Raw genomic sequence first — 21,748 nt, 5'->3', positions numbered from 1 at the left:
GGGGCTTGCATGACGGAAGTGCCTCACCCGGCCACGTGGCCCGATCCGGAGACCGTGATCGCCGTCGGCGGGTGGAATCCGCGCTATGCCCGGGTGCTCGCGGTCGCGGGGAATGGTGCGGTGGCCTTCGCGCTCGTTGACACCAACGGTGACGGCGTGGAGGTTGATATCGACGAGCTGTTTCACGAAGCGGACGGCCAGTGGCGTCCCGGAATGAGCAGTGGCGCAGGTGGTTCCATCGTGCCGACGGGCAGCGGGCCCGTCTACTCTCTCGGCCACGGCCAGGATTTCGACGGGCTGCGCTACGCGTACGGTCGTGGCGACCGTCCCGGTGCCGGTCAGGTCTGGGTGCTGGGACAGCGGCTGGATGTCACCGTCACCGAGAGTGGGTGGTGGGTTTGGGTAGCCGAGCGGCCAGACCCAGCACGCCGGCCGCCACCGCTCCGGCCACGATGACGTACCACCCGCGGTGGAACGCATCCAGCGTTGCGCCCGGACCCGCCGGTGACCCGAGGGCCGCCACCAGAACCGCCACACCGACGGCCATTCCGATCTGCCGCGCCATGCTCAGCACCGCCGAGCCGGTCGCGAACTGCTGCGGCGGTAGCCCCGCGGTGCCCGCCGCGACACCGGTAGGCATCGTCAATCCGACACCGATGCCGGTGAGCAGCATGCCGCCCAACAGACCGGCCGCGTAATTCGGATGCAGCGTCACCGCCTGTGCCCACCAGGCGATTCCGCCCGCGAACGACAATCCGCCGAGGGCCAGCACCGGCCCGGCACCCACCCGTGCGATCAGCTTGCCCGCCGAGACCGCCACGATCGGCACGAGCAGCGGGCCGGGTGCGATCGCCAGCCCCGTCTTCAGCGCCGACCACCCCCACACGTTCTGCATCCACAGCACCGCCGAGAGCAGCATGCCTGCGAACGCCACATTGAACAGCAGGGAATTGCCCAGCATCAGAGCGAAATTCGGCACCCGCAGCAGTCCGGGATCGACAACCGGGCTGTGATGGCGACGCGATGAGACCACGAAGGCGATCGCGAAGATCACCGTCGCGGCGAACGCGCCGATCACACCCGCCGAGCCCCACCCCCAATCCGGTCCCTTGACCACGGCCAGGATCAGCGACGCCACCGCGGCGATGAGCATGAGCGCCCCGACCCCGTCCGGCAACGCCCCACCGTGACCGGCCGGCTTCGGCAGCAACCGTATCCCCACCAGGATCGCGATAATGCCGAGCGGCACATTCACCAGAAACACCCAGCGCCAATCGAATTCGACGAGCACGCCACCGATCACCGGTCCCAGCGCCGCACCCAGACCGCCGAAGGCGACCCAGAGCCGGACCGCGGTCGCCCGCTTGTCGGCCGGGGTGGCCGCCAGCAGCAGCCCCAGCGAGGACGGTGTGAGCAGCGCCGCGCCCGCGGCCTGCGCGACCCGGAAGCTCACCAGCGCACCGGTATTCCACGCCACCGCGCACAGCGCCGAACCCAGGACGAAGATGCCGAGTCCGGCGAGGAAGGTGGCCTTGTTCCCGTTGCGATCCCCCAGCCGTCCCGCGGGCACCAGCAATGCCGCGTACACGATCGAGTACGCGTTGAGCACCCAGGAGAGCCCCGATATCCGCGCTCCGGAGAAGTCCTCGGCGATGCGTGGCAGCGCCACATTGACGATGAACAGATCCAGACTCGACAACAGCACGGCCACCGCGACGATGCCGAGCACCACCCGTGAATCGACGGCCCGTCGTTCTTCCTGTGCGACTACGGCACTCATCGCGCTCCCCCGGTAGTTCCGCATTCGACCCTAGTGAGTTTCTTCATAGGACGGACCATAGGCGAGTGAGTTCCTTCAAGCAACCGACTATGCTGGGTGCATGCGGCGAACCAGCTACGAGGACATGAACTGCTCCATCGCCCAGTGCCTGGAGGTGGTCGGCGAGTGGTGGACCCTGCTCATCGTCCGCGACGCCATCTTCGGAGTGACCCGCTTCGACGACTTCCGCTCCCGCCTCGGGATCGCCCGCAACGTGCTCACACAGCGCTTGGAACACCTTGTCGCCCAAGGAATCCTGGAGAAGACGCCGTACCAGGACAACCCGGTCCGCTACGACTACCTACTGACCGACAAGGGCCGTTCACTCTGGACGATCGTGGCCGCCATGCGGCAGTGGGGCGACCAATGGGCCGCCCCCGACGGCCCGCCGGTGGAAACCGTCCACAAGGGCTGCGGTCACGTCATGACCGTGCGGCCCGTCTGCACGGAGTGCGGCGATCACCTCGCCTACGAAGACATGCGCCTGCAACTAGGCCCCGGTGCACACGACCCGAACCTGCTGCCCGGCAACCGCTAAGTGGCCTTGGCGAGAACCGCCCCGGTCAGATCCGTGTCACGGAGAGATGCGCCATCCAGGTTGGCCAGATCGAGCAGTGCGCCGCGCAGATTCGCCCCATCCAGCTTCGCGCCCGTCAGGTTGGCGCGTTCCAGGTTGACTCCCCGCAGATTCGCCCGCGCGAGGTCGGCCTCGGCCAAGCAGGTTCCCCGTAGGTCGATGGATTCCGGGCCATCGGGAGAACGGCGAGCGATCACGCGCAGCGCCGCTTGAACATCTGTCGCCAGTACCGCGTCATGGTCTTGGCCGCAGTTTCCGTTGTTCGGCGAATGGCTGCGCAGGAAGGCGCTCAGTATCTCGAAGATCGAGGAGCGGTCCTGCGGTGAATCGCTGGCCAGGCGTTCCAGCAGGTAGATGCCGCCGAGCCGGATATCCAAGCCCTGATTGTCCAGCTCCTCAACGGCTTTCGCATACCGTTCGGTGGTGGCCGTCTGCCGGGCGAGGCCGTATTGATCGTTCGTCGCGTGCAGGGATTGGCTGGTGAACCAGAGCGCCGTGACCGCGGCGATGGTGGTGGTGATCGACGCCAACCTCGCCCAGCCGCCCCAGCTGACGCATGCGTGCGTGGCACGCCGAAAGCGGGTGCGACTCGTATCTGGTTGACGTAATGACGTGATTCGATTCGGCCGACGTCGCGCGCCGACCGCCCCCCGGCGTGACTTCACGCGTCGATGATCCACCAAAAGCGTTGGTACGACGACTGATTTATCGACCTCACGCCGAGCGCACAGCTTGCACCGGCTGGCCTGTGGCGTCGGCGATACGAGCGAGTTCGGCAGTGATCTCCGCGGTAGGCACGGGCGCGCCGTCGAACATGGAGACGACCAGGTCGCCCTTGTCGAGCTCCCAGGTTCCGGCGATGCGTCCGCCGACGAGGACCAGTGGGGAGATCCAGCCCGCGGTCCGACTCACCTTGGCCCGATGATCACCGGGCAGCAGTGCGGTGTCGCCGGTCCCGGGGCCCAGCACGTACTGGTCGAACTGGCCGAGGAGATGGACCGCGGTCGTGGGCTCGGTGGCGGCCAGGTCGTCGAGGTGTTCGGTGAGAAAGTACCCGGTCCGGCCCTCCACCTCGATCTCGGTGAGATCCGCGCCCAGTTCCGAAAACCAGCGGCGCACAGTCGGTTTGCTGAGGAAGTTGCGGGTCAGCCAGTTGTTGAAGATGTCCGGTGTCGTCGGGCCGTAGGCCCCGAGATAGGCGCGGATGAGGGTGGGCGCAGCGGCATCTGGGTCGGGGATGCCGGACCAGCCGGGGACCACGTGCGTCGGGTGAGTGAATGTGACCGCGGTACCGCGACTTTGCCCGTAGCAGAGCGCACCTTGCCAGGCCAGCGGCTTGAGCATGGAACCCCAGCCCGACCGCAGATGCGTCTCCAACGGCTGGAATCGAGGTTCGGCGATGATCTCTCGCACCAACTCGTCCCGAGTCAGGACCCGGCCGTCAAGGATCTCACCAACCGCCTTGACCAGCGCCGCGACATCCTCCGGGGTGGCCCCGGCGGCCTTGGTCCAGGCCGGTTTCTCCCAGGTCCGCGCCGACCCCATGAGCGACAGTGCCGCCGCACCCAATTCCGGGGTGAGCGCATGCAATGTTCCACGCATCGCCCATGTCTTGAACAGCGTGCCCTCCCCCAGCGCCGCCGCCACCGCACCCGGCATGCCCGACGAACACCGCAGCGCCACAGCGGTTTCGGCCGCCGAGGTCACCTGCGCCTGCACCCCGCACAGCCGCTCGGCCACCGCCACAGCATCCCCGCCCGAGCGCGGGTCCACGAACTGCCGCCGCACCCGCCAAGCGAAAACCTGATCCCACGAAAACCGCACAGCGCCTCCAGCACCTCGTCCGCGCCGCCCGCGCGACCGCGACCAGCTTAAAGCCGCGGTCCGACACGTTCGGTGATATCGCGCTGCGCGGCACCGACACTCGCTCAGTCGATGTGGCTCGAGGACGGTGGTGAGGTGCCCCGCACCGCGAGATCCGGCTGCGCCGTACCCTGCCCGGCGCAGCCCGTGGCCTCTCCCTCACTCGCCCGAATGAGCGAGGCGCGGGCCGTCGTTCAAAGCCGTTCGATGATGGTGGCGTTGGCCAGGCCACCTGCTTCGCACATGGTCATCAGCCCGTAGCGGCCGCCGGTCTGTTCGAGGTGGTTGAGCATGGTGGTGAGGATGCGGGTGCCGGACGCGCCGAGTGGGTGGCCGAGGGCGATCGCGCCGCCGCGCGGGTTGAGTTTGGCCGGGTCCGCGCCGATTTCGCGGGCCCAGACCAGCGGCACCGGCGCGAACGCCTCGTTCACCTCGTACACGTCGATGTCGTCGATGGTCAGGCCGGCCCGCGCGAGCACCTTGCGGGTGGCCGGGATGACCGCGGTCAGCATGAGCAGTGGATCGTCACCGGTCACGGAGAAGGAGTGGAAGCGGGCGCGCGGGCGCATGCCGAGCTGGGTGGCCTTGTCCTCGCTCATGATGAGCGCGGCGGACGCGCCGTCGGTGAGCGGCGACGAGTTACCCGGCGTGATCGACCATTCGATCTCCGGAAAGCGCGCCTTGAATTCGGCGTCCATGAAGGCGGGCTTCAGGCCGGCGAGTCCTTCGACGGTGGTGTTCGCGCGAATGGTCTCATCGGCGGTGAGCGTCCCGGCAGGCACGATTTCGTGGTCGAAGCCCCCGGAAGCCGCCGTGGCTGCGGCCAATCGGTGCGAGCGGGCCGCGAACTCGTCCAGCGCGGCGCGGTCGAACTTCCAGCGCGCCGAGATCACCTCGGCCGCAATGCCCTGCTGGATAAGGCCGTCCGGGTAGCGGTGCGCGAGCGGACCGCGATTGGCATCCTGCCCTTGAGCGCTGGAGAACATCGGCACCCGCGACATGGATTCGACGCCGCACGCGATGGCGATGTCATACGCCCCGGCGATCACACCTTGGGCCGCGAAGTGTGCGGCCTGCTGTGACGATCCACACTGCCGATCGACGGTTGTAGCGGGTACGGATTCCGGAAAACCGGCCGCCAGCGCCGCGGTCCGCGAGATATTGAAGGCCTGTTCACCGCTCTGTGAGACGCAACCGCCGATCACATCATCGATCAGCGCCGGATCGATCCCGGTGCGCTCGACCAGGTGCTGCAGGACCCCGGAGAGCAGCGTCGCGGGATGCACTTCCGACAGGCCGCCACCACTTTTCCCCTTCCCGGACGGAGTGCGGACGGCGTCGACAATGACGGCGGAAGTCATGACTTCTCCTTGTTCCCACTGGACATACCAGACGTGAATTCCGGTTAACATAAGCACTGTAGCGCATCGGCGGCGCGCCGTCAGGCGCGCGGCATTTTCACCTCCCGCGCACTGTGATTCGGATTGCTAGCCTGTTGCTGTGACTGCGACCAGCGATCGGACACAAGACCCCTTCTGGGATCTCGAGATGCGACTGTCCGTGGTGCTGTCCGCCTTGGCGGGATTCATCGGCGCGGCCGCGTATGCCCATTCGGAGGGCTACTTCGTCACCTTCATGACCGGTAATACCGAGCGCGCAATCCTCGGTCACTTCGCCGGCGACCACACGCTCGCGCTGGGTGCCGCCGCGATCATCGGCTGCTTCCTGGCAGGCGTTTTCGTGGCCTCGCTGTGCCGCCGCTACTGGTGGACCAATCACCCGCACGGCGCGACCATGCTCACCACCGCCGCCCTGTTCGTGGCCGCCACGGTCGACAACATCCTGGGCGAGCGCGGCATCGGGCTGATTCCGATCCTGTTCGTGGCCGTCGGCATGGGCGCGATCAATACCTCGTTCGTGAAGAACGGCGAGGTCTCCATCCCGGTCAGTTATGTGACCGGCACGCTGGTGAAATTCGCCCAGGGCGTCGAGCGGCACATCGCCGGCGGCGGCACTGCGCGCGACTGGCTCGGCTATGCGGTGCAATACGTTTCGTTCGCCATGGGTGCGCTGATCGGTGGCGTCGTGTCGATCCTGGTCTCGGGCACCTACATGCTCGACGCCGCGTTCATGGGTTCACTGCTGGTGGCCGGTTACACCTGGCGGGCCGATATTCGCTGGGTCCGCCGTCATGTCCGGCGCACCGCCAACGAGCAGTGAGCCCGGCCCGACCGGGGATTGAATCACGTCACAGCCGCGCAACACTCAGCTAATTAAACGCAAATGCCGCGAACCGGTCCTATTCTGCTGAACATGACAACCACCAAAGAGGGTTACGAAGGGCCGGTTCATGCGCTGGCCCGCAGTGCGTGGCAGTCGATCCTGGTCACCGGCATTCTCTCGGTGGTGCTGGGCATCCTGGTGCTCGTATGGCCCGGACCCACCCTGGTCGTCGCCGGTGTCCTGTTCGGCATCTATCTACTCGTGTCGGGTGTTTTCCAGCTGATCGCAGCCTTCGGGCTACATGTCAGCACCTGGATGCGGGTGCTGTCCTTCATTACCGCGATCCTGTCGTTCATTCTGGGATTCTTCTGCTTCCGCAACGAGTTCCAGGCCATCGGCCTGCTGGCGCTGTGGATCGGCATCACCTGGATCTTCCGTGGCACCGCGGTGCTGGTGGCGGCGATGTCGGATGCGGTCCCGGGCCGCGGCTGGCAGATCCTGTTCGGCATCCTGCTCATCGTCGGTGGCGGTCTGCTGATCGTGGAGCCGTTCCGCTCGATCACCGCACTGGTCGTGGTGGTGGGCTGCTGGCTGATCGCGATCGGCGTGTTCGAGGTGATCTCGGCCTTCCAGGTCAAGAGCAACGCCAAGAACGTCCCGACCGGCGTCTGACAACGCAGTATCCGACGGCGGCCGCCCATTCCGGGCGGCCGCCGTTTTCTCTTGCCGGACAAGGATTCTCAGCGCAGCCGCTTGGGTCGCTTGTCCATCAGCCGCAGGATCAGCGGGGTGAAGATCAACTGCATGGCCAGATCCATTTTGCCGCCGGGCACCACGACGCAGTTGGGTCGTGACATGAACGAATCGTGCAGCATGGACAGCAGATACGGGAAGTCGATGACCTTCGGATCGGCGAAGCGGATCACCACGAAACTCTCGTCCGCGGTCGGAATCGTGCGCGCGGTGAACGGATTCGAGGTGTCGACCGTCGGGACCCGCTGGAAGTTCACGTAGGTGCGCGAGAACTGCGGGCAGATGTGCTTCACGTAGTCGGGCATGCGCCGCAGGATGGTGTCGATGATCGCCTCGCTGGAATAGCCGCGTTCGGTCTTGTCGCGGTGCACCTTCTGAATCCACTCCAGGTTGATGATCGGCACCACGCCCACCAGGAGATCCGCGTAGCGGGACACGTCGATCTCCTCGCAGACTGCGGCCCCGTGTAGACCCTCGTAGAACAGCAGATCGCTCCCGGGCGCGAGTTCCTCCCACTGGGTGAACGTGCCCGCCGGCTGGCCGAAGGGTTTGGCCTCTTCGTCGTCGTGCAGATAGCGCCGCACCGCGCCGACCCCGGAGTCTCCGTATTCGCGGAACAGCGACTCCAACTCGCTGAGCAGATTCGCCTCCGGACCGAAATGCGAAAAGGTCAGATTCCGTTGCTGTTCGGCCTCCGCCAGGGCCAGCTTCATCTCGTTGCGGTCGAAGCGATGGAACGAATCCCCCTCCACGATGGCCGCATTGATGCCCTCGCGGCGGAAGATCTCCTGGAAGGTTCGCGTGACGCTGGTCGTCCCCGCACCGGACGACCCGGTGATAGCGACCACGGGATGTTTGACCGACATGGCACCTCTCTTCAGTGTCGGGAAGCTCATCAATGGCGGGACGCGCGGAACAGCGACCGCGAACCGAACAGGGAGGCATCGAAGCTCGGCCCCTCGTCCGGTTCGCGGTGGTAGCGCGCGATCCGCTCGACCTCGTTGCGGGATCCGAAGATCAACGGAATCCGCTGATGCAGCTCCTCGGGCCGCACATCCAGTACCCGCTCGTGCCCGGTGATCGCCGCGCCCCCGGCCTGCTCCACGATGAAGGCGATCGGGTTCGCGCCGTAGAGCAGCGAAACCCGGCCCGGCCGCTCAGGATTGCGGGTATCACGCGGGTACATGTAGAGCCCGCCGCGGGTGAGAATGTGGAACGTGTCGGCTACCAGCGAAGCGACCCAGCGCATATTGAAATCGCGCCCGCGCGGACCCTCCACGCCTTGCAGGCATTCGTGGACGTAGCGGCGCACCGGCCGCTCCCAGAACCGCTCGTTGGCGGCGTTGATGGCGAAGCCGGAGGTGTCGTCCGGGATGCGCATGCGCGGATGGGTGAGCACGAACGCGCCCACCTCGCGATCGAGAGTGAATCCGTCGACGCCGCTGCCGGTGGTGAGCACCAGCATGGTCGCGGGACCGTAGAGGGTGAAGCCCGCGCACACCTGCTGCACGCCCGGCTGCAGGAAGTCCTCGCCCGTCGCCTCGCGGCCGTCCTCGGGTGCGCGCAGCACGCTGAAAATCGTTCCGACGGGCAGATTCACGTCGATATTGCTGGATCCATCCAGCGGATCGAAGGCCAGCAGATACTTCCCGCGCCGGTATTCGCTCGGCACCGGATGGCAGCCGCGCATCTGCTCGGACACCAGCGCCGAGAGCGGTCCCGTCCACTGGCTCTCGGCCACCATGATGTCGTTGGCGATGGCATCCATCTTGCGGTGCACCGTGACCGGCAGATTCCCGGCATCCGAGGCGCCCAGGGAGCCGACGATCGCACCCCGGGTGACTTGATTGGCAATGATTTTCGTGGCGGTGGCGAGCACGTTGAGCAGCGCCGAGAACTCTCCGGACGCGCCGGGCTGGCGATGCTCCGACTCGATGGTGTAGCGGGTGAGGGTCTTCAGTCCTTCAGGCACAATCGCTCTCATTTCGTCATGGAGATGCCCCCTCGCCGGCAGACCCGTTCGAGTCGGCAGACCCGCGCGAATCTGTGGGGGCGTCCGCGAACACACTGCTGCCGAGGACATCGCTGTCCGTCAGCGTGATCAGATCCATGCGGCCCACCGGGCGGTGCAGCTCCACCAGGCGCTTGGCCTGACGCAGCCGGCAGCGGTCCAGGGCATTGCGCACACTGCGGGCATTGGCGAAGCGGGGGCGTGCCATGCGCAATTCGAGGTAGCGCGAGAAGGCTTGGGCGGCAGCGGGATCGAAGCGGAAATTCTCCTGACGCACCATCAGTTCGGCGATGGCCATGAGCTCGCCGTGGGTGTAATCGGGGAATTCGATGTGGTGCGCGACCCGGGAGGACAGGCCCGGGTTGGCGGAGAAGAAGGTCTCCATGCGGTCGGGATACCCGGCGAAGATGACCACCAGGCTGGTGCGTTCGTTCTCCATCTCCTGCAACAGGATCTCGATGACCTCCTGCCCGTAATCACGCTCGTTCTCCGGGCGGAACAGGTAGTAGGCCTCGTCGATGAACAGCACTCCCCCGGCGGCCTTGGCGAGGGCCTCCTTCGTCTTGGGGGCCGTGTGCCCGATGAACTGGCCGACCAGATCATCGCGGGTGACGGTGTGCACCTTGGGTTTCCGGATGTAGCCCAGCGCGTGCAGCATCTCGGCCATGCGCAGCGCGACAGTGGTCTTGCCGGTGCCGGGTCCGCCGGTGAAGCTCATGTGCATGGTCGGGCGGGTAGCCTGGAGGCCGAAGCGCTGGCGCGCGCGATCGATGAGCAGCAGCGCGGCGATCTCCCGCACGCGGCGCTTCACATTCGCCAGACCAACCAGTTCCGCGTCGAGGCGCGACAGAGTGTCCTCGACGTCCTTGCCCGCGACGTCGGTCGACAGGTCCAGTAATGCGTCATCTGCCAGCGGGTTCAGGTGGTCGGCCGCCGCATCCTCCGGTCGGGGAGGAACATCGGCGGCCGTACCGCGCATCGACGCGGGGCTCGTGACCCCGGGTCGATGCATCTGGAACCCGCCCGCCGGGCGGTCGGCAGCAGGTTGCCGGCCGCCCGGTACCGCGGGGCGTTCCGCGCTCACGATAGCGTCCCTTTCCGAAACGTCTTCAGCCGCCATACCTTTGGCCCGGACGGTCGTCGAGCGCATAGGCGTGCAGGCTGTAGTGCTGGCGGCGATCGTCGGAATCGGTGCGGTCCAGGCGGAATCCGGGCTCGTCGGCCGGGCGCTGCACCAGGAAGCTCAACGCCGTGGTCTGCCGCCCGTAGGAGGCGTCGTAGGCGTTGACCCGAATGTAGTGGCGCGGGAACGTCGCCCGGCAGGCGTTGATCTCGGCGAGCACCCCGTCGGGCTCGTCCAGATCGAACAGCGGCAGGCCCCACATCTCCCAGTAATTGTTGCGCGGATGCGGGTCGTCGGTGTACTCGATCGACACCGGCCAGTTGTTCAGTAGCGCGTAGCGGACCTGAGCGGAGATCTCGGCGTCGTCGAGATCCGGCAGGTGCGAGAAGGTGCCTTGGCGCAAATGCACGGTGGTTCCTCGACTTTCAGCGGGTGGCCGTGGGGACGGCGTCGGGGGCGTCGGTGGAGGTGTAGTCGAAGGTGACATCACCCCAGGTGGCGAGCGCGACATCGAGCGGGCGGCAGTTCTCGGCGGCTCGGCGCAGCACGTCCGGGCCCTCCTTGAGTAGATCGCGACCCTCGTTGCGCGCCTTGACGACTGCTTCCAGCGCGACCCGGTTGGCCTCCGCGCCGGCGGAGATGCCCATCGGGTGGCCGATGGTGCCGCCACCGAACTGCAGGATCACGTCGTCACCGAAGAGGTCCAGCAGTTGATGCATCTGCCCGGCGTGAATACCGCCGGAAGCCACCGGCATGACGCCCGGCAGGCTCGCCCAGTCCTGGTCGAAGAAAATGCCGTTGGCCGGATTCATCGGAATGTAGCCGTCGCGCAACGTGTCATAGAAGCCGCGCACCGTGTGCGGGTCGCCTTCCAGCTTGCCGACGACGGTGCCCGCGTGCACGTGATCCACGCCGATCAAGCGGCACCACTTGGCCAGCACCCGGAAGCTCACGCCGTGCGTCTTCTGCCGGGTGTAGGTGGAGTGCCCGGCCCGGTGCAGGTGCAGCAGCATGCCGTTGCGGCGTGCCCATTTGGCCATGGACTGCATGGCCGTGTAGCCGACCGTGAGATCCATCATGATGATCACGCTGCCGAGCGACTTGGCGAACTCGGCGCGCTCGTACATGTCCTCCATGTCCGCGGCGGTGACATTGAGGTAATGACCCTTCAATTCACCGGTTTCGGCGGTCGCGCGGTTGACGCCCTCCATGGCGAACAGGAAACGATCACGCCAGCGCATGAACGGCTGCGAGTTGATGTTCTCGTCGTCCTTGGTGAAATCGAGACCGCCCTTGCAGGCCTCGTACACCACCCGGCCGTAGTTGCGCGCGGAAAGCCCCAATTTCGGTTTCACCGTCGCACCGAGCAACGGGCGGCCGTATTTATTGAGGTATTCACGTTCCATAACGATTCCGTGCGCAGGACCCTGAAAGGTCTTGACATAAGCGACTGGAATCCGCATGTCCTCCAGGCGTAATGCCTGTAATGGCTTGAAGCCGAAGACATTGCCGATGACCGAGGAGGTGAGGTTCGTGATGGAGCCCTCCTCGAATAGATCGAGATCGTAGGCGACATAGGCGAAGTACTCGCCCGGCCGGCCCGGCACTTCCTCCACCCGGTAGCACTTGCCCTGGTAGCGGTTGTGTGCGGTGAGGCGGTCGGTCCAGACGACCGTCCAAGTCGCGGTGGAGGATTCGCCGGCCACCGCCGCGGACGCTTCCACCGGGTCCACACCCTGCTGGGGCGTCACCCGGAAAACCGCCAGCACATCGGTGTCCTTGGGTTGATAGTCGGGCGCGTAGTATCCCATCGACGCGTACGACTGCACACCCGGATCCCACCGGCTGCGCTGATCATCGACAGATCCGGCCATTCTTCCTCCTGCGAACCGGGTTGGGCTGCTTGCGATTCCCAGGATGACGGGGTCGTTAACGACAAACAATTCGATTGTTCCTCGTCTCGCTCAACCTTTTCGTCGAGTTTGCTACCGTGAAGTATGGGTACGGTGAGCGCGGTGCGCATGGAAACCTTTCTCGCCGTTGCCAAACACTCCAGTATTCGCCGCGCCGCCGCGCAACTGCACATCACCGAAGCGGCCGCCTCGGCGGCCGTAGCACACATCGAGAAACAACTCGGCGCCAAACTCGTGGCGAAATCCGGGCGAGGCATCGCGCTCACCGAGGCCGGGCGGGTGTACGCCGACTACTGCCGCAGCATCCTCGGATTGATGAAGGAAGCGCACGCGGCGGTCCGGGAAGCGGAGACCGGCCGGTTGCGGATCGGGGTGGTGGCGACCGCCGGGGAGTATGTGCTGCTGCGGCTGCTCGCCTCCTTCCACAACCGGTTCCCCGCCATCGAACTGGGACTGTCGATCCAGCCGCGCGATGTGCTGTTCCTCGAATTGACCCACCATGAAACCGATCTGGTGGTGGCGGGCCGCCCGCCCCGTGAGGCGGGGCTGATCACCCGTGCCCGCCGTCCCTGCCAACTCGTCGTGGTCGGTGCGCCGAAATCCTGGCCCGACCCTTGCGAAGCCACCTGGCTATTGCGCGGCAAGGGCTCCGGCACCCGCGACACCACCCTCGCACTCTTCGACCGCCTCCAAATTCGTCCGCCCACACTGACTCTCGGCACCCACGGCGCAGCCCTGGCCGCCGCCCGCGAGGGTCTGGGCATCACGCTGATCCACTCCGACGCCGTCGCCAATGACCTGGCCGCCGGTCACCTGGAGATCCTCGAAGTCGACGGCACACCCCTCACCCGCCCCTGGCACGTAGTCACCACCCGCACCCCCACCCCCACCGCGCGCCTGTTCCTCTCCCACATCACCGACCCGGAAAGGGTCGGGGACAAGGCATTCCGAGGCGTATAACTGTTGACCTTGCTCCCCCGCAACGGGCTAGGGTCGGATCGTGACGATGGAACAGCTCCCGGCGCCCGTCGATGATGGCGCGGCAGCACACCTTCCGGGCTCGAAGCTACCGACGCTGATCCTCGAGTCCACCGACGGGACAACGATCGACCTCGGCGCGCTGCCCGCGGGCCGGACAGTCGTCTACGCCTACCCGTTGACCGGTCGACCCGGCACTGACGTTCCGGCCGGATGGGACGAAATCCCCGGTGCCCGCGGGTGTACCCCGGAGGCGTGCGCGTTCCGTGACCACCACGCGGAGTTGCTCGCCGCAGGGGCTTCGGCAGTCTTCGGGCTTTCCAGCCAGGACTCGGACTACCAGCGTGAAATGGTGGAGCGCCTGCATCTGCCCTTCGCGGTACTGTCCGATCCCGGGCTGCGCCTGGCCGCCGCGCTATCGCTGCCGACCTTCGAGGCCGGGGGCCTGACCCTCTACAAGCGGCTGACGCTCATCGTTCGCGACGGTGTCATCGAGCACGTCTTCTATCCGGTGTTCCCGCCCGACGGTCACGCGAGTGAAGTACTGCACTGGTTGGATGCCAACCCGTAACCGCAGGTAGCTAATACGTGGCTACGATGGGTGGGGTGTCTTCAGCCCGGCCGCATCACGGAGAACAGGAGATCTCATGCGCGGCACCGTCTTACATGCCCCGTTCGATATTCGGTTCGAAGAGCTGCCCGATCCGCGGATCGAGGAGCCCACGGATGTGATTCTGCGGACCGTCGCGACCTGCGTTTGCGGCTCCGACCTGTGGAACTATCGCGGCGTCAATCCCGTCACCGAGGCGCGGCCGATCGGGCACGAGTATGTCGGGATCGTGGAGGAGGTCGGTACGGCGGTCGCCTCCGTCCGGCCCGGGCAGTTCGTCATCGGCGGGTTCGCCTACTCCGACAACACGTGCCCGAACTGCCGTTACGGCGTGCAATCCGCCTGCATGCACGGCGGGTTCATGGGTGCCTGTCAGGCCGAGCTGATCCGCGTCCCGCTGGCCGACGGCACACTGGTCGCGCTACCCGAACAGCCCGACGCCGAGCTGGTGCCCAGCCTGCTGACGCTCTCCGACGTCATGGGCACCGGGTGGTACGCGGCCGTGGCGGCCGAGGTCCGCGCGGGCTCGACGGTTGCGGTGGTCGGTGACGGCGCGGTCGGGCTGTGCGGCGTGCTGGCCGCCAAAGAACTTGGAGCGCAACGGATCATCGCCATGAGTCGGCACGAGGCCCGCCAGAAACTGGCCCTCGACTTCGGCGCCACCGATATCGTCACCGAACGCGGCGACGAGGGCGTCGCTCGCATCAAGGACTTGACCGACGGCATCGGCGCCGACTCCGTCCTCGAATGCGTGGGCACCAACGAATCCATGACCCAGGCCCGCCACTCCACCCGGGTCGGTGGCACCGTCGGCTTCGTCGGCGTCCCCCACGACGTCCAAATCTCCGGCGGCGAACTCTTCCGCACCCACGTCGGCCTCCGCGGCGGCCCCGCCCCCGTCCGCCGCTTCCTCCCCGACCTCATCGGCCGCGTCCTCGACGGCCATATCACCCCTGGCAAGGTCTTCGACCTAACCCTCCCCCTCGCAGAGGTCGCCGAAGGCTACGCGGCGATGGACGAACGCCGAGCCATCAAAACCCTCCTCCTCCCCTAACCGAAAACCCGAGCCCCACTACGCTGTTGACGTGTTCGATGCGGTCCCCCGTCCGTTGCTGTTTCTCGACATCGACGGCCCGCTGATCCCCTTCGGCGTGAATCCGATTGCCGCGCAGCCGGATGCCGTGCTCGGCCCGCTCCTGGCGGCTCTGCCCTGCGAGTTGGTGTGGGCCACAACGTGGACCCACGAAGCCAACCGTTCAGTGAGTCCGGCGCTGGGTCTGCAGCCCCTGGCGGTCGTGGATTGGCCCGATCGATCGGATGCCGCGATAGACGCCTGGTTCGGCCTGCACTGGAAGACCCGCACCTTGGTCGAATGGGCCGCGGGCCGGGCGTTCATCTGGGCCGACGACGAACTCCGTGACAGCGACCGGGAATGGGTTTCGGAGCATCACGAGGGTCCGGCGCTGCTATACGGTGTCGACCCCGGGATCGGCCTGCTCCGTGACGACATCGCGATATTCGCCGACTGGCTTGCGGGGCAGGGGAAGTGGGCGGGCTGAGGGCCTGGTCCAGCCGCGGTGTAGAGCGACGGCGCGCAGGGTGAACGCGATCGCGACCGTTGCGGTGGTGGCGTAGACGACCGGGCAGACGTGGTGCAGGGGAATGAAGACGGCTGCGCCTGCCAGGGCGGCGGTGATGTAGTAGGAGCCGACGCGGACCATGGTTACCTCGGTGCCGAGCAGCAGATCGCGGATGACGCCGCCACCGGTGCACGCGACTACGCCGACCAGGACCGAAGCGCCGACGGGGAGTCCGGCGCGTTCGGCCTTCAAGATTCCGGCGGAGAGGTACATGCCGATCGTCAGGGCGTCCAGAACCGCCAGGACCGTGGCGGCCCGCTCGATCAGTGGGGCGAACGCCATTCCGGCGAAGGCCGCAAGCAGGGCGGTGAGCAGGTAGGCGTCATTGTGCAGGGCGGCGGGGAGTTGGTTGAGCAGCAGGTCGCGCACGATGCTGCCGCCGAATCCGGTGGCGATGCCGATCGCGGCCACGCCGATGACATCAATTCTGCTTTCGCGCCCCAACTGTGCCGCACCCGTTCCGCCCCCGAGGCCGCCCACGGCGATGGCGGTCAGGTCCAAGCCGAGCGGAATCTGTAACTGCTGGCTGATCATTCGAGGATTGAGCACCACGGCTAAACCGAAGAACAGACCCCGCCGGCAGTTTGGCGCGTTCGGTCCCGATATCGGCGCGCTCGGGCCGCACCCACCACGATCTCACGGGCAAAGCTGAGCCCCGTGACGAACACACTCGATCCCACCGACTCCGCGACCGTCGAATTCCTGCACATCGGCGGACCCACCGTGCGCTTCCACTACGGCAACCTGACCTGGCTGACCGACCCCACCTTCGACGCCCCGGGCACCTACTCGTCGGGTCTCGTCACGCTGCACAAGCTGACCGGGCCCGCCATCGCGGTCGTCGAGGTCGGTCCGGTGGATGTGGTGCTGCTGTCGCATGATCAGCATGTCGACAACCTCGACCATGCGGGCCGGGAATTCCTCCCCACCGTGGATCGGGTGCTGTCGACCCCCGACGCCGCCGAGCGCATCGCGGGCGTCGAGGGACTGCGGAACTGGGAGTCTCTGACGATCGGAGAGGTGACCGTTACCGGCGTGCCCGCCCTGCACGGTCCCGAGGGGGCCGAGGTGCTCTCGGGCGTCGTCACCGGCTTCGTCCTGCAGGCCGCAGGGTGGCCGACGCTGTACGTGTCGGGCGACAACGCATCGGTCGACCTGGTCGAGCAGATCGTCGCGCGGATGGGCCGCATCGATATCGCCCTCCTGTTCGTCGGCGCGGCGAACGTCGAACGCTACGGCGACACCGACATCACCCTCAACGGCCGAACCGCCCTCCGCGCCGCACAGATCCTCGGCGACGCGGTGATCATCCCCGTCCACGGCGAGGGCTGGCACCACTTCTCCGAGACCCTCGATTACCTGTCTCGCAACTTCGAATTGGCCGGTCACGGTGACCAATTGGCGATGCCCACCGCCGGTGAACTTCTCCAGGTCAAGGGTCGATAAGGCCGTCTCCGGCGCGGGGCCGTCCGGTGAGTGAGGCATCCCACGATTTCATTAGTTAGCGACATGCAACTATATTTGGCGTTGTTGTTCGTTGACTTTGCGGGAGGCTCTGATGGCTGCGGCCCCAACCACCGGTGTGGATGCCGGTGATGTCCAGACCATTCGGAGGCGGCTCCGGATCGAGCATGATCATCCGCACTACAAGTGGGTGGCCCTGTCGAATACGACGCTGGGCATGCTCATGGTGACGATCAACTCGTCGATCGTGATCATCTCGCTGCCGGACATCTTCCGGGGGATCGATCTGAACCCGCTCGCGGCGGGGAACGTGAGCTACCTGCTGTGGATGATGATGGGCTTCCTGCTCGCGTCCGCGGTGCTGGTGGTCATGTTCGGACGGCTCGGCGACATGGTCGGGCGCGTCAAGATCTACAACTACGGATTCGTGATCTTCACGATCACCGCGATCCTGCTGTCGTTCGATCCGTTCACGCACGGTGGCGGCGCGGTCTGGCTCATCGGCTGGCGTGTGGTGCAGGGCATCGGCGGTGCGATGTTGATGGCCAATGCGGCCGCCATCCTCACCGACGCGTTCCCGGCGGAACAGCGTGGTTTCGCACTGGGCATCAATCAGGTTGCGGCGGTGGCCGGTTCGTTCCTGGGTCTGCTGCTGGGCGGATTGCTCGCGCAGTGGGATTGGAAGGCCGTGTTCTGGGTGAGCGTGCCGTTCGGCATTCTCGGCACCGTGTGGTCCTACCGGTCGCTGCACGACAATGGTCAGCGCAATGCGGGCTCGCTCGATATTCCGGGCACGGTCACCTTCGCGGTCGGTCTGACCGCGCTGCTGACCGGTATCACCTATGGCATTCAGCCCTACGGGAATTCGAGCACCGGCTGGTCCAACCCGTGGGTGCTGACCGCGGTGTTCGGCGGTATCGCGGTGCTGGCGCTGTTCTGCTGGATCGAGACCAAGGTCGAGCAGCCGATGTTCCACTTGTCGCTGCTCAAGGTGCGGGCGTTCGGGCTCGGCAACCTGGCCGGTCTGATGTCGTCGCTGGGTCGCGGTGGTCTGCAGTTCATGCTGATCATCTGGCTGCAGGGCATCTGGTTGCCGCTGCACGGGTTCGACTACGAGTCCACGCCGCTGTGGGCGGGTATCTACCTGTTGCCGCTGACGGTCGGATTCCTTGTGGCGGGGCCGGTTTCGGGCAAGCTGTCGGACAAGTACGGTCCGCGCCTGTTCGCGACACTGGGTATGGCGATCACCGCGGTGACGTTCGTGCTGCTGGTGGTGCTGCCGGTTGACTTCTCCTACTGGGCTTTCGCACTGGTCATCGCACTCAACGGTTTGGGCTCGGGCATGTTCGCCTCCCCCAATACCGCCGAGGTGATGTCCGCGGTGCCCGCCTCCCAGCGAGGTGTCGCGTCCGGTATGCGTGGCACGCTGCTCAACGGCGGTATGGCGCTGTCGATCGGTGTCTTCTTCTCGCTCATGATCATCGGCCTGTCCAATACGCTGCCGAGCGCGATGGATTCGGGTCTGCGGGCGCAGGGCGTGCCCGCCGGTGTCGCGGCCGACGTCGCGGGTCTGCCCCCGGTCGGTAGCCTCTTCGCCGCCTTCCTGGGCGTGAATCCGATTCAGGCGCTGCTGGGTCCGACCGGTATCCTCGATACACCCGGCGTGCAGAAGGAGACCCTCACCGGTCAGGAGTTCTTCCCGCACTTGATCTCCGGCCCGTTCCACTCCGGTCTGGTCGTAGTGTTCCTCGGAGCCGCGTTTATGATGCTGATCGGCGCGGTGGCCTCCTGGTTCGCCGGTAGCCCGAAAGTTACGGACGAGGCAGCCGAGCTCCGCGAGGCCGCCCGCGAGGGAATCTGAAACCGGAGGAGATCGTCCTGCCCGAGCCGACGAGCGTCGCCGACCCCGACCAGCTCACCGAAGCCGCCGACCTGTACCACGCGATCGGCCGCCTGTTGCGCCTGCTGCGCCACTCCGGTGACCTGGGCTCCCTCAGCCCCGGCGCCGCCTCGGCCCTGGCCTCGCTCGCCCGCTCGGGCCCGCTGCGCCTCGGCGACCTGGCCAACATCGAGCGGGTGAGCGCTCCGACGATGTCCCGCATGGTGACCGGCCTCGAAAAGGCCGGCTACCTCACCCGCGGCGCCGACCCCGAGGACGGCCGAGCCCAACTCCTCACCGCCACCCCCGCCGCCCACAACCTGGTCACCGGCCTCACCTCGGCCCGCATCCAACGCTTCGCCGCCGCAATGGAACACCTGTCCCCCGCGCAGCGCGAAGCAGTCCAGTCGGGGCTCGACACACTCATCGACGCTCTCGACGAACAGCTCTGAAGGTCAGGGAGTACTCACCGAGGAATTTTGACCGATTCCCCGCGCTGAGTACTCCCTGACCTTGCTTCGCCGCCTCGAGTGAGTGTACAGTCACTCACACAGAGTGATTGGCCAGTCACACACTGTCTTCCATGGGTACAACACCACCACTCACGAGGGTTGAAAACGATGATCTACCACGGCAATCGCTTCACGATCAAGCCTGGAGTCCCCGCCGAACAGCTCGAAGAAGCACTGGAAAGCCTCCGCAACCAGGGACGCCAGATCCCCTCCGTACAGCACTTCATCGTCGGACCGGACCACGGCGGCGAATACGACTACGGCGCAACCTATGTCATCGATGACCTCGACGGCTACTGGGAATACCTCATCCACCCGGCCCACCTCCACACCGATCACATCGGCCTCCCCCTGGTGGACAAATTCGTATCCTTCGACATCACCGACGACCCCGACCCCGAAATGGGCGCAAAGATCGCCGCACTACACCAACGCCGCTACGACAATTACCCCGAAGTCACCCAATTGGTTTCCGAGCTCGGCGAATACCACGGCAGCGCGGCCCCGGGAAGACACAGCGACCACTGACCGAGCACCGAACGTCCTTCGCCCGCAGCACCGACGGAACAGTCCAGGTCTCACCGGGAGCCCAAATCGGCGGGACTATCCGGTGGGATGAGCCAGCGGGCGAAGGTTTGTTCGGGACTGACAGTGATGACATCGGCGCGCTCGACGAGATCACTGGGCTTCCCCTACTGACGTGGATTCAGCTTCGGTCCACGGGAATCCGGCGGCAATGGCACTTTTGCCGGCGCCTGCGGAGAAGTGCCACTGCGGGGCGGGTTGGCGGAGGTCAGTATTCGAGGTGGATGAGGTCGGCCAGGGCTCGCATGTCCGAGGTGAGGGTGCGGCGCTTGCCGATCATCCGGGCGAGGAGGTCCTTGGCGAGGCGTTGTTCGACCAGCCAGGGGCGTGCCTGACGGGAAAGTTGGAGCAGGATGTCGAGCGCCGGGTCGGGGCGGTGCAGGTCCAGGTGAGCCTGCGCCACATCGAGCAGGTGGCGGTTCCGGTTGTCGGATGTCGGGCGCAATCCGGACGGAACGTCGTGCGTGAGTTGCAGAGCACGGTCCGGTCGGTTGTCGATGACCGCGTTCTCGACACGTTTCATGGCGACCGTCGCAGGACCGAAACGGGTCCAATAGTCCTGGTATCCGGCCGGTTCCCGTTTGACGGCCACCGCGGCGGCCTGGGCGAACCGCATCATGTCGTCGGCGTCGTCGGGCCGGTTGTCGCGGATGGCAGCGGCCGAGCCGCGCAACAGCAGCCAACCCCACGTCGAGAGCTCGCGTTCGGAGGCGGTGGAGATGCGCGGCTCGATGCGGTCGGCCCACTGCACGGCAAGCGAGTCGACCTGCTGGAATCGTCGTTCCACCAGCAGGAGCCAGCCGATTGTGACAATGACGGATGCGGCATCCAGTACGTCGTCGGATGATTCCGCCGCCGTCAGGGATTCTTCGAGAACTGTGCGCGCGGTGCGCAATTGCCGTGTCTGCACCATTACTGACCCGGTGAGTTGAAGAATGCGCGATCGCAACAATGGCGAGGCGCCGTTCCCTGATTCGACGAGACCGGGCAGTATCTGCGCGAGCCGCTCGTAGTCGTTCTCGTGATACAGCCGCACCGCCGAGACCAGTGTGTCCGCGATATCGCCTTCCGTGACAGGTTCTTCCAACGACGGCGCGCGTGGCGTATCGATCGCCCGTCGAGTCGCTGCCCAAAGCTCCCCGTCTCTGCTCTCCGGCGCCTCCGGCTCGGCCCCGATGAGTGCGGTCAGCGGGCACCCCAACCCCACCGCCAGCCGGCGCAACGTCTCAATTCGCGCGTCGTCCCGCTCCCCCTGTTCGATCTTGCGGATAAACGACACCGAAACCCCTGACCCCGCCGCAAGTTCCCGCTGCGTGAGCCCTCGTCGTTTCCGGACCGATCGCAAGCGCTCGCCCAGGTCGTCGCTCATGGTTCAAGCCTAGGTTCACTCGGCGCTGTCGGGCAGCGATCACGCAACGGCATCGGGCTGTCGGTGGGTTGTCAGCGCCGTGTCAGTGGGGTGGGCGAACGTTTACTCGGGCCGGATGAGCGGTCATTGGGTAGACGGAAAGGAATGAGAGAATGGATAACTCGCAGGGGCAGCAGGACGTTCGGGCGTTGATGGAGCGGGTCGGGCGGCAGGATCAGGTTATTGCGCAGTTGCGGCAGGAGAATGCGCAGCTTCGGCAGCGGGTGGCGGATTTGCAGCAGGGTGGGAATCGTGGGGACTCGCGGTCGGGGGTGGGGGAATTTCTTTCCGGGGCAGCGCAGATCGCGGTGGGCATCGGTGGGGGGATGCTGGCTGCCGATGTGATCGGGGATGTTTTCGGTGATGATGGCGGGGACAGCTGGTGGTGAC

23 protein-coding genes and 1 pseudogene are annotated in these 21,748 nt (G+C 66.1%); 13 read left to right on the top strand and 11 right to left on the bottom strand.

Going from position 1 to position 21,748, the window contains the following annotated elements; all coding sequences use genetic code 11:
• The first annotated feature begins 9 nt into the window (after nucleotides 1-9).
• The gene (locus ACFXHA_RS01560; RefSeq protein ID WP_379352063.1) at nucleotides 10-456 is read left to right on the top strand and encodes a hypothetical protein; all 447 of its coding nucleotides are present in this window, start codon (nucleotides 10-12) and stop codon (nucleotides 454-456) included.
• Here ACFXHA_RS01560 and ACFXHA_RS01555 read toward each other — a convergent pair.
• Nucleotides 377-1,780, bottom strand: coding sequence for an MFS transporter (locus ACFXHA_RS01555; RefSeq protein ID WP_379352062.1), 1,404 nt, complete (start codon nucleotides 1,778-1,780; stop codon nucleotides 377-379). The genes ACFXHA_RS01560 and ACFXHA_RS01555 overlap by 80 nt on opposite strands.
• A 100-nt stretch (nucleotides 1,781-1,880) precedes the next feature.
• On the opposite strand from ACFXHA_RS01555, the gene ACFXHA_RS01550 reads away from it, so the two are divergent.
• On the top strand, nucleotides 1,881-2,357 hold the full coding sequence (locus ACFXHA_RS01550; RefSeq protein WP_379352061.1) for a winged helix-turn-helix transcriptional regulator: 477 nt from the start codon (nucleotides 1,881-1,883) through the stop codon (nucleotides 2,355-2,357).
• Here ACFXHA_RS01550 and ACFXHA_RS01545 read toward each other — a convergent pair.
• The 3 genes from ACFXHA_RS01545 to ACFXHA_RS01535 form a co-directional block, all read right to left on the bottom strand.
• On the bottom strand, nucleotides 2,354-2,926 hold the full coding sequence (locus ACFXHA_RS01545) for a pentapeptide repeat-containing protein (RefSeq protein WP_379352060.1): 573 nt from the start codon (nucleotides 2,924-2,926) through the stop codon (nucleotides 2,354-2,356). The two genes, ACFXHA_RS01550 and ACFXHA_RS01545, sit on opposite strands and share 4 nt — an antisense overlap.
• 184 nt (nucleotides 2,927-3,110) lie before the next feature.
• Nucleotides 3,111-4,220 (bottom strand): winged helix DNA-binding domain-containing protein, encoded by a 1,110-nt coding sequence (locus ACFXHA_RS01540; RefSeq protein ID WP_379352059.1) that lies wholly within the window; start codon nucleotides 4,218-4,220, stop codon nucleotides 3,111-3,113.
• 233 nt (nucleotides 4,221-4,453) lie between these two features.
• Complete coding sequence (locus ACFXHA_RS01535; RefSeq protein ID WP_379352058.1) at nucleotides 4,454-5,620, bottom strand: thiolase family protein; 1,167 nt, start codon at nucleotides 5,618-5,620, stop codon at nucleotides 4,454-4,456.
• 187 nt (nucleotides 5,621-5,807) lie between these two features.
• Here ACFXHA_RS01535 and ACFXHA_RS01530 point away from each other — a divergent pair, with 187 nt between their 5' ends.
• Both ACFXHA_RS01530 and ACFXHA_RS01525 read left to right on the top strand, forming a co-directional pair.
• Nucleotides 5,808-6,479, top strand: coding sequence for a YoaK family protein (locus tag ACFXHA_RS01530; protein WP_379353401.1), 672 nt, complete (start codon nucleotides 5,808-5,810; stop codon nucleotides 6,477-6,479).
• Between the two features lie 93 nt (nucleotides 6,480-6,572).
• Entirely contained in the window at nucleotides 6,573-7,154 is a 582-nt protein-coding gene (locus ACFXHA_RS01525; RefSeq protein WP_379352057.1) for an HdeD family acid-resistance protein, read from the top strand.
• A gap of 68 nt (nucleotides 7,155-7,222) precedes the next feature.
• Here the strand turns inward: ACFXHA_RS01525 and ACFXHA_RS01520 are convergent, their stop codons facing one another.
• From ACFXHA_RS01520 to ACFXHA_RS01500, 5 genes are read right to left on the bottom strand one after another with little or no spacing between them, the layout of a single operon-like run.
• A complete protein-coding gene (locus ACFXHA_RS01520) occupies nucleotides 7,223-8,101 on the bottom strand; it encodes a phosphoribulokinase (RefSeq protein ID WP_379352056.1) in 879 nt (292 codons plus the stop codon).
• Nucleotides 8,102-8,130: 29 nt separating this feature from the next.
• Nucleotides 8,131-9,207 (bottom strand): class 1 fructose-bisphosphatase, encoded by a 1,077-nt coding sequence (locus ACFXHA_RS01515; protein WP_379352055.1) that lies wholly within the window; start codon nucleotides 9,205-9,207, stop codon nucleotides 8,131-8,133.
• A 16-nt stretch (nucleotides 9,208-9,223) separates the two neighbouring features.
• A complete protein-coding gene (locus ACFXHA_RS01510) occupies nucleotides 9,224-10,330 on the bottom strand; it encodes an AAA family ATPase (RefSeq protein ID WP_379352054.1) in 1,107 nt (368 codons plus the stop codon).
• 25 nt (nucleotides 10,331-10,355) lie between these two features.
• Nucleotides 10,356-10,778 (bottom strand): ribulose bisphosphate carboxylase small subunit, encoded by a 423-nt coding sequence (locus ACFXHA_RS01505; protein ID WP_379352053.1) that lies wholly within the window; start codon nucleotides 10,776-10,778, stop codon nucleotides 10,356-10,358.
• A 16-nt stretch (nucleotides 10,779-10,794) separates the two neighbouring features.
• Entirely contained in the window at nucleotides 10,795-12,243 is a 1,449-nt protein-coding gene (locus tag ACFXHA_RS01500; RefSeq protein ID WP_379352052.1) for a form I ribulose bisphosphate carboxylase large subunit, read from the bottom strand.
• A 123-nt stretch (nucleotides 12,244-12,366) separates the two neighbouring features.
• Here ACFXHA_RS01500 and ACFXHA_RS01495 point away from each other — a divergent pair, with 123 nt between their 5' ends.
• From ACFXHA_RS01495 to ACFXHA_RS01480, 4 genes and pseudogenes are all read left to right on the top strand, one after another.
• Entirely contained in the window at nucleotides 12,367-13,242 is an 876-nt protein-coding gene (locus ACFXHA_RS01495) for a LysR family transcriptional regulator (protein ID WP_379352051.1), read from the top strand.
• 55 nt (nucleotides 13,243-13,297) lie between these two features.
• Nucleotides 13,298-13,831: pseudogene (locus ACFXHA_RS01490) on the top strand (peroxiredoxin); the annotation flags it as partial.
• Nucleotides 13,832-13,907: 76 nt separating this feature from the next.
• On the top strand, nucleotides 13,908-14,924 hold the full coding sequence (locus ACFXHA_RS01485) for a zinc-dependent alcohol dehydrogenase family protein (RefSeq protein WP_379352050.1): 1,017 nt from the start codon (nucleotides 13,908-13,910) through the stop codon (nucleotides 14,922-14,924).
• Nucleotides 14,925-14,955: 31 nt separating this feature from the next.
• A complete protein-coding gene (locus ACFXHA_RS01480; RefSeq protein ID WP_379352049.1) occupies nucleotides 14,956-15,429 on the top strand; it encodes a hypothetical protein in 474 nt (157 codons plus the stop codon).
• Here the strand turns inward: ACFXHA_RS01480 and ACFXHA_RS01475 are convergent.
• Complete coding sequence (locus ACFXHA_RS01475; protein ID WP_379352048.1) at nucleotides 15,337-16,044, bottom strand: trimeric intracellular cation channel family protein; 708 nt, start codon at nucleotides 16,042-16,044, stop codon at nucleotides 15,337-15,339. The two genes, ACFXHA_RS01480 and ACFXHA_RS01475, sit on opposite strands and share 93 nt — an antisense overlap.
• Nucleotides 16,045-16,167: 123 nt before the next feature.
• Between ACFXHA_RS01475 and ACFXHA_RS01470 the strand changes: the two genes are divergently transcribed.
• From ACFXHA_RS01470 to ACFXHA_RS01455, 4 genes are all read left to right on the top strand, one after another.
• Nucleotides 16,168-16,956: an MBL fold metallo-hydrolase gene (locus ACFXHA_RS01470; RefSeq protein WP_379352047.1), complete on the top strand. Its 789-nt coding sequence runs from the start codon at nucleotides 16,168-16,170 to the stop codon at nucleotides 16,954-16,956.
• A gap of 112 nt (nucleotides 16,957-17,068) precedes the next feature.
• Nucleotides 17,069-18,835 carry an MFS transporter gene (locus tag ACFXHA_RS01465; protein WP_379352046.1) on the top strand — a complete coding sequence of 589 codons (1,767 nt, stop codon included), beginning with the start codon at nucleotides 17,069-17,071 and terminating at the stop codon, nucleotides 18,833-18,835.
• A gap of 95 nt (nucleotides 18,836-18,930) precedes the next feature.
• On the top strand, nucleotides 18,931-19,305 hold the full coding sequence (locus tag ACFXHA_RS01460) for a MarR family winged helix-turn-helix transcriptional regulator (protein WP_379352045.1): 375 nt from the start codon (nucleotides 18,931-18,933) through the stop codon (nucleotides 19,303-19,305).
• Between the two features lie 168 nt (nucleotides 19,306-19,473).
• Nucleotides 19,474-19,893 (top strand): Dabb family protein, encoded by a 420-nt coding sequence (locus ACFXHA_RS01455; RefSeq protein WP_379352044.1) that lies wholly within the window; start codon nucleotides 19,474-19,476, stop codon nucleotides 19,891-19,893.
• 265 nt (nucleotides 19,894-20,158) lie between these two features.
• Here ACFXHA_RS01455 and ACFXHA_RS01450 read toward each other — a convergent pair whose 3' ends face one another.
• Nucleotides 20,159-21,319 carry a helix-turn-helix domain-containing protein gene (locus ACFXHA_RS01450; protein WP_379352043.1) on the bottom strand — a complete coding sequence of 387 codons (1,161 nt, stop codon included), beginning with the start codon at nucleotides 21,317-21,319 and terminating at the stop codon, nucleotides 20,159-20,161.
• Nucleotides 21,320-21,471: 152 nt separating this feature from the next.
• Between ACFXHA_RS01450 and ACFXHA_RS01445 the strand changes: the two genes are divergently transcribed.
• The gene (locus ACFXHA_RS01445) at nucleotides 21,472-21,747 is read left to right on the top strand and encodes a hypothetical protein (RefSeq protein ID WP_379352042.1); all 276 of its coding nucleotides are present in this window, start codon (nucleotides 21,472-21,474) and stop codon (nucleotides 21,745-21,747) included.
• Nucleotide 21,748 lies beyond the last annotated feature (1 nt).

The sequence above is a fragment of the Nocardia sp. NPDC059240 genome (assembly GCF_042753865.1).
Lineage (GTDB): Bacteria > Actinomycetota > Actinomycetes > Mycobacteriales > Mycobacteriaceae > Nocardia.
Note: the sequence above shows the minus strand (reverse complement) of the source record. Positions and strands in the feature narration are given on the sequence as shown.